At 63.4% G+C, this 15127-nt stretch carries 12 protein-coding genes; 6 read left to right on the top strand and 6 right to left on the bottom strand.

Annotation, left to right across the window (positions count from 1 at the left end):
• Positions 1-3: 3 nt before the first annotated feature.
• Together hydA and AU381_RS02170 are read right to left on the bottom strand one after the other, a co-directional pair.
• Positions 4-1458, bottom strand: a complete 1455-nt coding sequence (gene hydA, locus AU381_RS02175; RefSeq protein WP_064240181.1) for a dihydropyrimidinase — start codon at positions 1456-1458, stop codon at positions 4-6.
• A 79-nt stretch (positions 1459-1537) separates the two neighbouring features.
• Positions 1538-2788, bottom strand: coding sequence for a Zn-dependent hydrolase (locus tag AU381_RS02170; protein ID WP_064240180.1), 1251 nt, complete (start codon positions 2786-2788; stop codon positions 1538-1540).
• Between the two features lie 280 nt (positions 2789-3068).
• Between AU381_RS02170 and rutR the strand changes: the two genes are divergently transcribed.
• A complete protein-coding gene (gene rutR, locus AU381_RS02165; RefSeq protein ID WP_012708997.1) occupies positions 3069-3710 on the top strand; it encodes an HTH-type transcriptional regulator RutR in 642 nt (213 codons plus the stop codon).
• Positions 3711-3911: 201 nt separating this feature from the next.
• On the opposite strand, the gene AU381_RS02160 is transcribed toward rutR, so the two are convergent.
• Positions 3912-5585, bottom strand: coding sequence for an adenylate/guanylate cyclase domain-containing protein (locus AU381_RS02160; protein WP_064240179.1), 1674 nt, complete (start codon positions 5583-5585; stop codon positions 3912-3914).
• Between the two features lie 185 nt (positions 5586-5770).
• Positions 5771-6670: a LysR family transcriptional regulator gene (locus tag AU381_RS02155; RefSeq protein ID WP_064240178.1), complete on the bottom strand. Its 900-nt coding sequence runs from the start codon at positions 6668-6670 to the stop codon at positions 5771-5773.
• Positions 6671-6771: 101 nt separating this feature from the next.
• Here AU381_RS02155 and AU381_RS02150 point away from each other — a divergent pair, with 101 nt between their 5' ends.
• Positions 6772-7794 (top strand): zinc-dependent alcohol dehydrogenase family protein, encoded by a 1023-nt coding sequence (locus tag AU381_RS02150; protein ID WP_064240177.1) that lies wholly within the window; start codon positions 6772-6774, stop codon positions 7792-7794.
• A gap of 64 nt (positions 7795-7858) precedes the next feature.
• Here AU381_RS02150 and preA read toward each other — a convergent pair whose 3' ends face one another.
• Positions 7859-9172, bottom strand: a complete 1314-nt coding sequence (preA, locus tag AU381_RS02145) for an NAD-dependent dihydropyrimidine dehydrogenase subunit PreA (protein WP_064240176.1) — start codon at positions 9170-9172, stop codon at positions 7859-7861.
• 31 nt (positions 9173-9203) lie between these two features.
• Positions 9204-10565, bottom strand: a complete 1362-nt coding sequence (locus AU381_RS02140; RefSeq protein WP_064240175.1) for an NAD(P)-dependent oxidoreductase — start codon at positions 10563-10565, stop codon at positions 9204-9206.
• A 196-nt stretch (positions 10566-10761) separates the two neighbouring features.
• Between AU381_RS02140 and AU381_RS02135 the strand changes: the two genes are divergently transcribed.
• The 4 genes from AU381_RS02135 (at position 10762) to AU381_RS02120 (ending at position 15119) form a co-directional block, all read left to right on the top strand.
• The gene (locus tag AU381_RS02135; RefSeq protein WP_064240174.1) at positions 10762-11715 is read left to right on the top strand and encodes a sugar-binding transcriptional regulator; all 954 of its coding nucleotides are present in this window, start codon (positions 10762-10764) and stop codon (positions 11713-11715) included.
• Between the two features lie 206 nt (positions 11716-11921).
• Entirely contained in the window at positions 11922-13232 is a 1311-nt protein-coding gene (locus tag AU381_RS02130) for an ABC transporter substrate-binding protein (protein ID WP_064240173.1), read from the top strand.
• Positions 13233-13410: 178 nt separating this feature from the next.
• Complete coding sequence (locus tag AU381_RS02125; protein ID WP_064240220.1) at positions 13411-14283, top strand: carbohydrate ABC transporter permease; 873 nt, start codon at positions 13411-13413, stop codon at positions 14281-14283.
• Between the two features lie 5 nt (positions 14284-14288).
• Positions 14289-15119, top strand: a complete 831-nt coding sequence (locus tag AU381_RS02120) for a carbohydrate ABC transporter permease (RefSeq protein WP_064240172.1) — start codon at positions 14289-14291, stop codon at positions 15117-15119.
• The last annotated feature ends 8 nt before the right edge of the window (positions 15120-15127 follow it).

Genomic DNA, 15127 nt, shown 5'->3' with positions numbered 1-15127 from the left:
CCGTCACACGCCCGTTGCCGGAATGCCGCTGCGCTGTACGGCGCGCGGTGCCGTCACTTCCTTCCAGGTCGACAGCGCCGTGCTGACCGCCGGGAAGGGGTCGCGCCGGACGAACTCGCCATGGCCCTCCTGCGTCTTCACCGCCCCTTCCTCGATAGCGACGACGCCGCGCGTCAGCGTGAAACGCGGCAGGCCGGTGACCGTCTTGCCCTCGAAAACGTTGTAGTCGATCGCCGATTGCTGGGTGCTCGCCGAGATCGTCTTGGAGCGTTTCGGATCCCAGACGACGAGGTCGGCATCGGCCCCGACGAGGATCGCGCCCTTCTTCGGATAGATGTTGAGGATCTTGGCGATGTTGGTCGAGGTCACAGCGACGAATTCGTTCATGGTGATGCGGCCGCTATTGACGCCACAGGTCCAGAGCATCGGCATGCGGTCCTCGAGCCCGCCGGTGCCGTTCGGGATCTTGGTGAAATCGCCGACGCCAAAACGCTTCTGCGCCGTCGTGAAGGCGCAATGGTCGGTCGCCACCACCTGCAGCGAACCGGAAGCGAGGCCCGCCCACAGGCTGTCCTGGTGCAGCTTGTTGCGGAACGGCGGCGACATCACCCGGCGCGCCGCATGATCCCAGTCCTTGTTGAAATATTCCGTCTCGTCGAGCGTCAGGTGCTGGACCAGCGGCTCGCCGAAGACGCGCATGCCCTTGGCGCGGGCGCGGCGGATCGCCTCGTGCGCCTGTTCGCAGGAAGTGTGAACGATATAGACCGGACAGCCGGCCATGTCGGCGATCATGATCGCGCGGTTGGTGGCCTCGCCCTCGACCTCGGCCGGTCGCGAATAGGCGTGCGCCTCCGGGCCGCTATTGCCTTCGGCCAACAGCTTCGCCTGCAACTGCGCCACTACGTCGCCGTTTTCGGCGTGGACCAGCGGCAGGGCGCCGAGGGCGGCGCAGCGCTGGAAGGACGAGAACATCTCGTCGTCGTCCACCATCAGCGCGCCCTTGTAGGCCATGAAGTGCTTGAAGGTGTTGATGCCCTTGTCCTTGACGATCGTCTCCATCTCGTTGAAGACCTGCTCGCTCCACCAGGTGATCGCCATGTGGAAGGAATAGTCGCAATTGGCGCGGGTCGACTTGTTGTCCCACATGGTGAGCGCCTCGAGCAGCGACTGGCCGGGCGAGGGGAGTGCGAAGTCCACCACCATGGTCGTGCCGCCGGCGAGCGCCGCGCGCGTGCCGCTCTCGAAATCGTCCGAGGAATAGGTGCCCATGAAGGGCATTTCGAGATGGGTGTGCGGATCGATGCCGCCCGGCATGACATAGCAGCCGGTCGCGTCGAGCGTCTCGGTGCCGGAAAGGTTGGGGCCGATCTCGACGATCTTGCCGCCTTCGACCTTGATATCGACCTTGTAGGTCAGGTCGGCGGTGACGATGGTTCCACCCTTGATGACGGTGCTCATTGGTATCTTCCTCTGGATGGTGCTTCGGTGGCCGGGGCCACCAAGTAAAAAGGGCGGAACTTTCGTCCCGCCCGCAAACTCACTCGACCACTTCAGCAGTTTCGAGAACGGCGTGGAAAAGAACGTCGGCGCCGGCGGCGGCCCATTCCTTGGAAATGTCCTCCGCCTCGTTGTGGCTGAGCCCATCGACGCAGGGGCACATGATCATCGTCGTCGGCGCGACCTTGGCCGCCCAGCAGGCGTCGTGGCCGGCGCCTGAAATGAGGTTCATGTGGCTGTAGCCGAGCTTCTCGGCCGCGCCGCGCACGGTCGCCACCAGCTTCGGATCGAAGGTGACGGGATCGAAGTGTCCGACCGCCTCGATCCAACAGCCGACGCCCAGCGCCTCGGCGATCTTCGGTGCTTCGGCCTCGATCCGGGCGCGCATGCCGTCGAGCTTCGCCTGGTCCGGCGAGCGGATGTCGACCGTGAAGACGACCTTGCCCGGCAAAACGTTGCGGGAATTGGGCGAGAAGAACATCTGTCCGACGCCGCCGACGGCGCCCGGCTGGCTGTCCATCGCGACGGTCTGGACCATTTCGAGGATGCGGGCCATGGCGAGGCCGGCATTGACGCGCATGTTCATCGGCGTCGAGCCGGTATGCGCTTCCTTGCCGGTCAGCGTGAATTCGAGCCACCACAGGCCCTGACAGTGGGTGACGACGCCGATCTGCTTGTTCTCGGCCTCGAGGATCGGTCCCTGCTCGATGTGATATTCGAAATAGGCATGCATCTTGCGGGCGCCGACTTCTTCGTTGCCCACCCAGCCGATGCGCTTCAACTCGTCACCGAAGGCCTTTCCCTCCGGGTCCTTGCGGGCATAGGCGTAATCCAGCGTATGGACGCCGGCAAAGACGCCGGAGGCGAGCATGGCCGGCGCGAAGCGCGCGCCCTCCTCGTTGGTCCAGTTCGTCACGACGATCGGATGCCTGGTCTTGATGCCGAGGTCGTTCAGCGTGCGCACGACCTCGAGGCCACTCAGGACGCCGAGCACGCCGTCATATTTGCCGCCGGTCGGCTGTGTGTCGAGATGGGAGCCGATATGGACAGGGAGAGCATCCGGGTCGGTGCCCCGGCGGGTCATGAACATGGTGCCCATCTTGTCGACGCCCATGGAGAGGCCGGCCTTGTCGCACCAGGACTGGAACAGCCGTCGGCCCTCGCCATCGGCGTCCGTCAGGGTCTGGCGGTTGTTGCCGCCGGCAACGCCGGGGCCGATCTTCGCCATATCCATCAACGAATCCCACAGGCGGTCGGCATTGACGCGCCTATTCTCGCCAGGTGCAGCCATGGCGTTCTCCTCTTTTTCCGGCTAGACCCTCCCCGGGGGCAGCCCATGCGTTCCCGTCGGTCAAATCGGAGCTTTGTCTTCGTGCCCTTCGATCAGCCGTTGCCTTTGGCGACAATCTGACTGATAATTTGACCGGTTGGTAAACATTACAACTTCCGTAGCGGCACTCAAGCGGGAAAAAGAAAAAAACCGTTTGTTGCCCAAATAAATGGCGCGTCCGATTTTTGGGCAAAGCGTGCCTCCGCAACCATCCAGCGCGTGGGCATCGGCAGGGGGAGAGATGGTACTTCCAAGAGCGGCGAAAACCCAGAGGCGCACCCGTATCCAGGAGGAAAAGGAGGAGCGGATCCTCGAAGCAGCGCTCGAAGTCTTTTCGGCGAGCGGCTTCCGCGGCTCGACCATCGATCAGATCGCCGAAGTGGCAGGCATGTCGAAACCGAACCTGCTCTATTATTTCCGGACGAAGGAAGCCATGCATCGCGCCTTGATCGACCGCGTGCTTGATACCTGGCTAGATCCCTTGCGCGAATTCAACGCCGAAGGCAATCCGGTCGCCGAGATCCGCAGCTACATCCGGCGCAAGCTTGAAATGGCACGCGATTTTCCGCGCGAAAGCCGTCTGTTCGCCAATGAAGTGCTGCAGGGCGCTCCGCACATCGAGGACGAGCTGAAAGGGCCGCTGAAGCAACTCGTCGACGAAAAGGCGGAGGTGATCCGCGCCTGGGCGAAGGCCGGCAAGATCGCCAATTGCGACCCCTATCACCTGATCTTCGCCATCTGGTCGACGACGCAGCACTACGCCGATTTCGATGTGCAGGTCCGTGCGGTGCTCGGCCAGGAGCATGCGGGCGAGGGGCGCTTCGAGGATGCGGCGCGTTTTCTCGAGCGCCTCTTCGTCGATGGCCTGCAGGTGCGGGAGTAGGCGCGCTTCGGTTGAAAGATAATCGCGGAGGCGGCCCCTCATCCGCCTGCCGGCACCTTCTCCCCGTTGTGACGGGGAGAAGGGACACCGCCGCGGTCTTGTGCTCACTCGCTGTGTAACCGGAGAGGGGAAGTGGGCGGCGCGGCATACCCCTTCGCCCCGCTTGCGGGGAGAAGGTGCCGGCAGGCGGATGAGGGGCAATTAACTCTGCGCCGGCAGCACTTCGGAGATCTCGGCGGCATCGTCGACGATCCATGTTTCAAGCGTTGCCTGCCGGCCGCGCAGGCCGATATCCATCCGCCTGTAGCCCTCGAGGTTCAGTCCGGCGCGTTCGATGAGTTCGACCGACACGGCAAGTTCGGCGTCGTGCTCCTTGGCCAAGCCCTCCAGCCGGCTGGCCGTATTGATCGTGTCGCCGACCGCCGTCAGCGAGGTCGCCTGACCGTAGCCCATCTCGCCGACAATGGCGGGCCCGGCATGCAGGCCGATCGCAAGCCTGAGCGGCTGTTCGAGTTCGCCCTCGAATGTCTGGTTGAGCGAGCGAATGCCCGCCGAGAGCCGGGCGGCTGCGGCAAGCGCCTGGCGGCAGGCTTCCGGAAGAGGACTCTTCAGCCCGAAGATCGCCAGCGCACCGTCGCCGATGAACTTGTCGATAACGCCGCCGGAGCCCTCGACCGCCTCGCCGATCATTTCGAAGTAGCGGTTGAGCAGGAACACCGTGTCGTAGGGCAGCTTGTGCTCGGCAATACGGGTGAAATCGCGCAGGTCACAGAAGAGCACGGCCACGCGCCGCTCGCGCCCGCCGCCGTTCTGCCGGGCAAGCTGGGTCTTTACGCCGAGACTGTCGGTGTCGAGGATGGGTACGATCGTAACGTTGTGGGTGGGCCGGAACTGGCAGGCCAGACGAACATTATCGGGAGCGGCGATGCGCGTCAGCGTTGCCAGTTCCGCTGACTCGGGCGCCGGCTGGCCTTCGAGACCCTCAATGATGCGCACCCGGCAGGTCGAGCACCGGCCGCGGCCGCCACAGACGGAGACATGCGGAATGCCGGCGGCGCGGCTTGCCTCGAGCACGCTGAAGCCGAGGCTCACCGCCGCCACCCGCCCATCCGGATAGCGCACGCGAATGCGGCCGCGCGCCGGCAGGGCGCGCAACGCCAGGGTTCCGCCGATCAGGCTTGCAAAGCCCGCATAAAAGGCGAGACGGATGTTCTCGAGCCGGGCCGGGTTAAGACGCGGCTCCTGACTGACATAGGCTCTGTCGCCGTAGGCACCATGTTCCGCATAGTCGCGACCGATAGAACGGGCGCCGTTGACGAAGCCGAGCAGCGCGAAGATGGGCACGAGCAGGGCAACGGTGTAGAGCAGGAATTCGTAGCGCGGAAACCAGTCCCGGCCGCGCATCCAGAACCAGGCGCCGAGGCAAGCGTGGCTCCAGACGAACAGCAGCGCGATCGTCTGGCGGGTCGTGCCTGCCGAGCTCGACCAGAGGGCGCGCAGAATTTGGGGATAGTCGGCAGCGACTCCGGTCAGGAGCGGCTCCACGCGCGCGGCGACCACATGGGGTATCAGCAGAAAGGGCAGACTCAGCCCGAAGATGATCTTCAGCGCTTCACCGGCCGGCATTCTCAGCGTCTGGCGACGATAGAGGCTGTCGAGGGCCATCAGGAAATGCAGGAGCAGGGCGCCGTAAAGCAGGATCGTTCCAGGTAAGCTGTGCCAGACAAGCGTGAAGACTCGCCGGCCGGCTTCCATCGCTCCGATCGAGATCAGGCCAAGAGAATGATTGACAAAATGCAGGAGGACGAAGGTGCCCAGCACGGCCCCGGAGATCAGGTGCGTTTTCTTGCGTGTATTGGCGGAAATAATCGTCAAACAGTCTGCCCGGGTCTGCCGGCGGCCGCCGGCCGCTCGTGGTTTTTCCCCCTTATCAACCAGATCGCCGGGACGGACAACTTACGTTTTCTACACAAACTGTTTCAATTTTGTGATCCGCTGCCGAATCCCCTCAAATCTGAGGAATATCCAGACGTTCGAACGCGTTAGCGCAGTCGGCGGAACTATTCCATGATGCGCGGCAGTCCCGCGGCAAGGGTATCGATCGCCAGGCGCAGTTTTGGCAGCGGCAGCCGCGTCCGGGGCCACACGGCATGGACCTTGAAAACCAGACCCGGCCGATCGGTCAGCACGCGGACGAGTTCGCCGCGTTGCACCCGCTCGCGCACCAGCCAGCAGGGCAGCCAGGCAAGGCCGAGGCCCTCGGCAGCCGCGTCCGCGATGGCGGCAAGATCGTCAAGCCGCAGCCGGGTATTCGGTAAGATTGCCTCGCTGGTCCTGCCTTCGACAGGAAAGGACCATGGTCGCTGTTGGCCGCCGCGGTAGTAGACCACCCCAGTGTGCGCCGCGAGCTCGCCCACCGTTTGCGGCGCGCCGTGCGCCGCAAGATAGGTTGGAGAGGCGCAGACCGTCATGCGCTGCTCGGCGACAGCGCGCGTCATAAGCCCGGAATCGTTACCCAATGAACCATTGCGGACGGCGAGATCGAAGCCTTCGTCGAGGAGATCGACGACACGGTCGTTGAAGGACAAATCGAGATCGAGATGCGGATGGGTGCGCAGCAGGTCGCGAAAGAGCGGCGCCACGCATTGCCTGCCAAATAGAACCGGCATGGAGATCCGCAGCCGCCCACGGATTTCCTGTCTCCCGGATTCGAGAAGGGCCTCGGCGCTGCGGATTTCACCGAGCGCTCTCTGGCAGCTCTCGTAGAAGAGCTGGCCCTCTTCGGTCAGGCTCTGCGCCCGTGTGGTGCGATGGAAGAGGCGGACGCCGAGCCTCTGCTCAAGCCGGGCGATCGTCTTGCCGACGGCTGAGCGCGAAAGGTTCATCCGCTCCGCCGCAGCGGAGAAGCCCCCGGCTTCCGCGGCTTCGACAAACACCGAAACGCCCTTCAGATGTTCCATGAATGTAGCCTCTTGGGAACCAATGATGGGAATTCTTATCGCAACTGGCGATCCAGTTTCAACATTATGGTCGTTCCAGTAACAACTGGAAAGGAACGAACATGTCAAAATGGATGCAGGAATGGAGCACCGAGGCTGTTGGACCGCACAACCTGAAGATCGCGGAGCGCAAAGTGCCGGAAATCGGCGAGCGTGATGTGCTTGTTCGCACGACCGCGGTGTCGCTCAACTATCGCGACAAGCTGATACTGGAGTCCGGCATGGGGCTGGAACTCACCTTTCCCTTCGTGCCAGCCTCGGACATGAGCGGCGTCGTCGAAGCGGTCGGCAAGGGTGTGACCCGCTTCAAGCCCGGCGACCGGGTGATCTCGACTTTTGCGCCCGGTTGGCTCGATGGCCTACGGCCCGGAAACGGCAGGACGCCTGCATATGACACGCTTGGTGGAGTGCATCCGGGCGTCCTGTCGGAATATGTCGCCTTTCCGGAAGACTGGTTCGTCCCCGCGCCCAAGAGCCTTGACGCCGCTGAGGCAAGCATACTTCCCTGCGCCGGCCTGACTGCCTGGTTCGCGCTGATCGAAAAGGGTCATCTGAAGCCCGGTGACCGTGTCGTCGTTCAGGGCACGGGCGGCGTTGCACTGTTCGGCCTGCAGATCGCCAAGGCTGTTGGAGCCGAGGTTATCGTGACTTCGGGCAGCCCGGAAAAGCTTGAACGGGCGCTTGCGCTCGGCGCCGACCACGGCATCAACCGGTTGAGCGAAGACTGGGTGGAAAGAGTCTACGCACTCACCGATGACCATGGCGCCGACCATATCCTGGAGATCGCCGGCGGCGCCGGCCTCGGCCAGTCTTTGAAGGCAGTAGCCCCCGACGGGCGCATCTCGGTGATCGGCGTGCTTGAAGGCTTCGAGGTTTCCGGCCCGGTTGCGCCACTGCTGCTGAAATCGCCGGTGCTGCAGGGCATCAGCGTCGGACATCGCCGTGCCCTCGAGGACCTGGTCGATGCCGTCGATCGCTTGCGCCTGAAGCCGGTGATCGACAAGCGCTACAAGTTCACCGAGGCCCGCGAAGCGTTAGCGCATCTCGATCGCGGCCCCTTCGGCAAGGTAGTTATCGAGTTCTGAGGTCACGGCAAACGCAATAGGCCGCCGGTGTTCCCGGCGGCCCCGATGCGCTATTCGTCTTCCCTTACTCGGCCGCCTGGCGGGCCATCGGGTTGTTGGGATGCGTCGTCCAGTTGGCGTAGTTCGGGTCGACCGGCTTGCCGGTGCGCTTGTCGAGCGTTCCGGCAGCGAGCGGCTCCATGGTGATGCAGTTCTCGACGGGACAGACGTTGACGCAGAGATTGCAGCCGACGCATTCCTCCTCGATCACTTCGAAGTGGCGCACACCGTTGACGAACTGGGTGATCGCCTGGTGCGAGGTGTCCTCGCAGGCGATGTGACAGCGGCCGCATTTGATGCAGGCGTCCTGATCGATCTTCGCCTTGCTGACGTAGTTGAGGTTCAGGTACTGCCAATCGGTGACGTTCGGCACCGCGCGGCCGCAGATGTCGTCGAGCGTCCTGTGACCCTTGGCGTCCATCCAGTCCGAAAGGCCGGAGATCATTTCCTGGACGATCTTGAAGCCGTAGGTCATCGCCGCCGTGCAGACCTGGACGTTGCCGGCGCCGAGCGCCAGGAACTCGGCCGCATCGCGCCAGGTGGTGATGCCGCCGATGCCGGAGATCGGCAGCCCGTAGGTTTCCGGATCACGGGCGATCTCGGCGACCATGTTGAGCGCGATCGGCTTGACCGCCGGGCCGCAATAGCCGCCATGGCTGCCCCGGCCGTCGATCGAGGGCTCCGGCGAGAAGGTGTCGAGATTGACGGATGTGATCGAGTTGATCGTGTTGATCAGCGACACTGCGTCGGTTCCGCCGGCCTTGGCGGCACGCGCCGGCTTGCGGACGTCGGTGATGTTCGGCGTCAGCTTGGTGATCACCGGCATGCGCGTGTACTGTTTGCACCAGCGCACCACCATCTCGATATATTCGGGCACCTGACCGACCGCGGAACCCATGCCGCGCTCGGACATGCCGTGCGGACAGCCGAAATTGAGCTCGATGCCGTCGGCCCCGGTTTCCTCGACCAGCGGCAGGATCGCTTTCCACGCGTCCTCCACGCAGGGCACCATGATCGAGGCGATCAGTGCCCGGTCCGGCCAGTTCATCTTCACCTGCTTCATCTCCCGCAGGTTCACATAGAGATCGCGGTCGGTGATGAGCTCGATGTTGTTCAAGCCCAGCAGGCGGCGGTCGGCGCCCCAGATCGCGCCATAGCGCGGGCCGTTGACGTTGACGACCGGCGGCCCTTCCTCGCCGAGCGTCTTCCAGACGACGCCGCCCCAGCCCGCCTTGAAGGCGCGCTCGACGTTGTAGGCCTTGTCCGTCGGCGGCGCCGAGGCGAGCCAGAACGGGTTCGGGGATTTGATGCCGACAAAATTGTTGCGAAGATCAGCCATTGTTCTCGTCCTCTCGATCCTGTCCTGCTTTTCAAGCAACGGCGCTCGCCAGCGGCTGAACCACGGCGAGAGCCCGATTGATCGATTCGGCGGAATCGCGTCCCATCGCGACGGCGGAAACCGTCAGGTCCTCTCCGCCGAGTACGCAGTCGCCGCCGGCCCAGACCTTGGCGAGCGAGGTGCGGCCGTCTTGATCGACGACGATGCGGCCGCTCTCCATCTGCAAGGCACCGAGGCCGGACGCCTGGAACGTCTGGCCGATCGCCTTGAAGATCTGCTCGGCGGCAATGATACCCGTTTCCCCCGTCGTCGTCAGCTTGCCGTCCTCAAGGGTGGTGTAATCGAGCTCGATGCCGGCGACCTTGCCGTCCTTCACGGCAATGCGCTTCGGCTGCAGCCAGTGGCGGATGGTGACGCCCTTGGATGCCGCCAGGTCCTGCTCGAATTCGGAGGCGTTCATGTGCTCCTTGCCGCGGCGATAGCAGATCGTCACCTCCTCGGCGCCGAGCAGCTTCGCCTGGACGGCGGCGTCGATTGCGGTCATGCCGCCGCCGAGCACCACGACCCGCCGGCCGACCGGAATGTCGGCCTTGGTCTTCGACTGGCGCAGGGCCTCGATGAAGTCAACGGCGTCCTCGACGCCTTCGGCATTCTCGCCTTCGATCCGCAGCGCATTCACGCCCGCAAGGCCGAGGCCGAGGAAGACGGCATCATATTGCTCCGTGAGGTCGGCAAGCGAGAAATCGCGGCCGAGGGCTTCGCCGTGGCGCACCTCGATGCCGCCGACCGACAGGACGTAATCGACTTCCTTCTGTGCGAAATCGTCCACCGTCTTGTAGGCGGCGATGCCGTATTCGTTGAGGCCGCCGGATTTTTCTCTCGCATCGTAGATCACCACGTCGTGGCCCTGTATGGCCAGCCGGTGGGCGCAGGCAAGGCCCGCCGGCCCCGCGCCGACGACCGCGATCCGGCGCCCGGTAGCAGTGGCGCGCGCATAGAACTGCTTGTTCTCCCGCATCGCGATATCGGTCGAGTAGCGCTGCAGGCGGCCGATCTCGACGGGCCGCTCCTCCGCGGTGTTTCGCACGCAGGCCTGCTCGCAGAGCGTTTCGGTGGGACAGACGCGGGCGCACATGCCGCCGAGGATGTTCTGGTCGAAGATGGTCTTTGCCGAGCCGATCGGGTTGCCCGTCGCGATCTGGCGGATGAACAGCGGGATGTCGATGGAGGTGGGACAGGCCGTCATGCACGGCGCGTCATGACAGAAGTAACAGCGGTCCGCCGCGACCAGCGCTTCGTGCTTGTCGAGCGGCGGATGCAGGTCGGAGAAATTGGCTTCGTACTCCGCGAGCGGCAGCCGCCCGTGGAGAATCCCAGATTGCGTCGTTCCCATTTTTGGCTCCCAATGTATTCTCAGGATAGGGAACGGTAACACGCTTTATTTTTTTATCAAACGGTAAAATTTTGGTTGCGCTTTCCGCGAATGCCGAGCGCTGCGGGCGTTTTTCGCTGCAGCGCAGATTTGCGCCTTGTTTGACAGAGCATGGCAAATAGTGGCAGCAAATCGACTGGACGGAGAATGAGTGGCGATGGCGCGCAGGGCGGAAAGCAACAACAGGCTGGACGATGCGGCCCGGGCGGGCTGGCTCTATTATGTGGCCGGCCGGACGCAGGACGAGATTGCGTCGATCATGGGAATTTCGCGCCAGTCGGCGCAGCGCCTCGTATCGCTTGCCATGGCCGAACGGCTGATCAAGGTGCGGCTCGATCACCCGATCGCCGCCTGCCTGGAGACTGCGATGCGGCTCAAGGAGAAATACAGTCTGAAGCACGTCGACGTCGTTCCGAGCGATCCTGGCTCCTCCTCGACGACCGTGGGCATCGCCGAGGCCGGGGCGGCAGAGATCGAGCGGTGGCTGAAGTCGACCGACCCGGTGGTGCTTGCCATCGGCACCGGCCGCACGCTGAAGGCGACGATCGATCAGTTGCCTTCGATGGAGTGTCCGCAGCACCGCATCGTGTCTCTCACCGGCAATATCCGGCTCGACGGTTCGGCGGCCTACTACAACGTCATCTTCAGTATGGCGGACACCATCAATGCGCGGCATTTTCCGATGCCTCTGCCGGTTCTCGTCTCGTCGGCGGAGGAGCGGGAAGTGCTGCACAATCAGAGCCTCGTCAGGATGGCGCTGGAACTCGGCGCCGAGGCCGATGCCGCCTTTGTCGGCGTGGGTGAACTCGGGCCGGACGCGCCGCTTTGCGAGGACGGCTTTCTCGCTCGGGAGGAGATGGCGCGATTGACGGCGGCGGGTGCCGCCGGCGAGATCTGCGGCTGGATGTTCGACCACGACGGGGCATTGCTCACTGGCAGCATCAACGAGCGCGTCGCCTCCGTGCCGCTGCCGCCGCGCGACCGCGCCTCGGTGATCGGAATCGCCAAGGGCAGGCGAAAATACGAGGCCCTCAGCGCGGCTCTGAAGGGCCGGATCATCAACGGTCTCATCACCGACGAAACGACGGCCGATTATCTTCTCGGCGCTTGAGACCGGCTCTACCGGCTTCCAGGGTCCTGCAATCGGCAGGAGCGCCCGCCTTTGTCAAAACCTTCAGCTAGAAATTAGCTAGTCCTCACTGGCAGTTAGCACTTTCGCTGCATTGCAGCAACGAATGCGCATTGACATTTTACGCCAGCGGGTGAGTAATTGCTCACGAGCAAAGCAAATGCTCATTTTCTTCTGGGAGGAAGTCGATGAATTTGAGAACTTTCCTGCTGGGCACGTGCTCGGCAGTCGCTCTGGCAGGCCTGGCCCAAGCAGAGACCCTGACCATTGCGACCGTGAACAACGGCGACATGATCCGGATGCAGAAGCTGACGGACGATTTCACGTCGAAGAATCCGGACATTCAGCTCGAGTGGGTGACGCTCGAGGAGAACGTGCTGCGCCAGCGCGTGACGACCGACATCGCCACGAAGGGCGGCCAGTACGACATCATGACGATCGGCACCTACGAAGTGCCGATCTGGGCGAAGCAGGGCTGGCTGCTGCCGCTGGACAAGCTCGGTCCCGACTATGACGTCGACGACCTCTTGCCGGCGATCCGCAGCGGTCTCACCGTCGACGACAAGCTTTATGCCGCGCCGTTCTACGGCGAGAGCTCGATGGTCATGTATCGTAAGGACCTGTTCGAGAAGGCCGGGCTCACCATGCCCGACGCGCCGAACTGGGAGTTCATCGCGGACGCCGCTCGCAAGATCACCGACAAGAATAATGAAATCTACGGCATCTGCCTGCGCGGCAAGGCTGGCTGGGGCGAGAACATGGCTTTCCTCACGGCCACCGCCAACGCCTTCGGGGCGCGCTGGTTCGACGAGAACTGGAAGCCGCAGTTCGACCAGCCGGAATGGAAGAACGCGCTCGATTTCTACGTCAAGCTGATGAACGATGCAGGGCCGCCCGGCGCCTCGTCCAACGGCTTCAACGAAAACCTGTCACTCTTCCAGACCGGCAAGTGCGGCATGTGGATCGACGCGACGGTCGCGGCCTCCTTCGTCACCAACCCGAAGGAATCGACGGTTGCCGACAAGGTCGGCTTTGCACTGGCCCCCGATACGGGCCTCGGCAAGCGCGGCAACTGGCTTTGGGCCTGGAGCCTTGGCATTCCCGCAGGCTCGCAGAAGGCGGACGCGGCACAGAAGTTCATCGCCTGGGCGACGAGCAAGGACTACCTGAAGCTTGTCGCTGAAAAGGAAGGCTGGGCGAACGTTCCTCCCGGTACCCGCAAGTCTCTCTATGAGAACCCTGAATACCAGAAGGCGGCGCCTTTCGCGAAGGCCACGCTGGAGTCTATCAACTCGGCGGACCCGAAGAACCCGGCGGTGAAGCCGGTGCCCTATGTCGGGGTGCAGTTTGTGGCGATCCCCGAATTCCAGGGCCTGGGCACTGCAGTCGGCCAGGTCTTCTCGGCCGCGCTTGCCGGCCAGATGAGTGTCGACCAGGCGCTTGCCAGTGCGCAGCAACTGACGACGCGCGAGATGACCAAGGCCGGTTATATCAAGTGAGGCTCCCAAGGGGCCGGAGTGCCGCCCGGCAACGGCCGGCAGCTCCGGCCACCTCCAGAGCGGGACGAGGAAGGGGCGAACCCCGCCTTCGACCCGCGTCCCGCTCTGACTTTTTTGGCTTTACCGGCGTGTTCGGCGTGCCTTTCCTGAACAGCGCTGACACCACATGGGGGACGCCATGGCGACCTTGCATACCCGCTCCGCCGCGCGGCTGATGATCGCACCCTCGGTGCTTCTGCTGCTGGCCTGGATGATCGTGCCGCTGGCGCTGACGATCTATTTCTCGCTGCTCCGCTACAATCTGCTGATGCCGGGAATGGAGGAGTTCGCGGGCCTTACCAACTACACCTATTTCCTGACCGATCCGGCCTTCTTCCAGGCCGTCTTCAATACGCTGGCGATCGTGCTCGGCGTGCTCTTCATCACGGTCGTCGGCGGTATCGGGCTCGCGCTGCTGCTCGACCAGCCGATGTTCGGGCAGGGGATCGTGCGCATCCTGGTGATTGCGCCCTTCCTGATCATGCCGACGGTCGCGGCGCTCGTCTGGAAGAACATGTTCATGAACCCGGTCAACGGGCTCTTCGCCTGGCTCGCCAAGCTCGTCGGCCTGCAGCCTTTCGACTTCCTCGCCAATGCGCCGCTCTTCTCGATCATCCTGATCGTCGCCTGGCAATGGCTGCCCTTTGCGACGCTCATTCTGCTGACGGCGCTGCAGTCGCTCGACGAGGAGCAGAAGGAGGCGGCGCAGATGGACGGCGCCGGCGCCTGGAGCCGGTTCATCTATCTCGTCCTGCCGCATCTCTCCCGCGCCATCACCGTGGTCATCCTCATCCAGACGATCTTCCTGCTTTCGGTCTTCGCGGAAATCCTCGTCACCACCAATGGCGGCCCCGGCACGCAGAGCACGAACCTGACCTTCCTGGTCTATGCGCAGGCGCTGCTGCAGTTCGACGTGGGCGGTGCATCCGCCGGCGGCATCATCGCGGTCATCCTCGCCAACATCGTCGCATTCTTCCTGATGCGCATGATCGGCAAGACGCTGGAGGCTTGATACCCATGGCACGCAATGTCTCGACCCAGCGCAAACTGGTCACCACGGCAATCGCCTGGACGATCGGTATCCTGATCTTCTTCCCGATCCTCTGGACCTTCCTGACGAGCTTCAAGACCGAGGCGCAGGCGATCGCCTCGCCGCCGGCCTTCCTGTTCTTCGATTGGACCACCGAGAACTATTTCGAGGTGCAAAGCCGCTCGGACTACTTCAAGCACTTCATGAACTCGGTGGTCGTCTCCTTCGGCTCGACGCTGCTCGGCCTCCTGATCGCCATTCCGTCCGCGTGGGCCATGGCTTTCGCGCCGACCAAGCGCACCAAGGACGTCTTGATGTGGATGCTCTCCACCAAGATGATGCCGCCGGTCGGCGTGCTGGTGCCGATGTATCTCATCTTCCGCAATACGGGACTGCTCGATACGCGCAGCGGACTGGTGATGGTGCTGACCCTCATCAACCTGCCGATCATCATCTGGATGCTCTACACCTATTTCAAGGAGATCCCGGGTGAGATCCTGGAGGCGGCCCGCATGGACGGGGCCTCGCTCGCCAAGGAGATCATCTATGTGCTGACGCCGATGGCGATCCCCGGTATCGCCTCGACGCTCCTCCTGAACATCATTCTCGCCTGGAACGAAGCGTTCTGGACCTTGAATCTCAGCGCGGCGAAAGCGGCACCGCTCACCGCCTTCATCGCCTCCTATTCGAGCCCGGAAGGCCTCTTCTACGCGAAGCTGTCGGCCGCCTCGACGATGGCGATCGCCCCCATCCTCATTCTCGGCTGGTTCTCGCAGAAGCAGCTTGTGCGCGGCCTCACCTTCGGCGCGGTCAAATAAGGGTAAGA

It is taken from the genome of Sinorhizobium glycinis (genome assembly GCF_001651865.1).
GTDB lineage: Bacteria > Pseudomonadota > Alphaproteobacteria > Rhizobiales > Rhizobiaceae > Sinorhizobium > Sinorhizobium glycinis.
The sequence above is the reverse complement of the archived record's forward strand: the minus strand, read 5'-3'. Positions and strand labels throughout refer to the sequence as shown.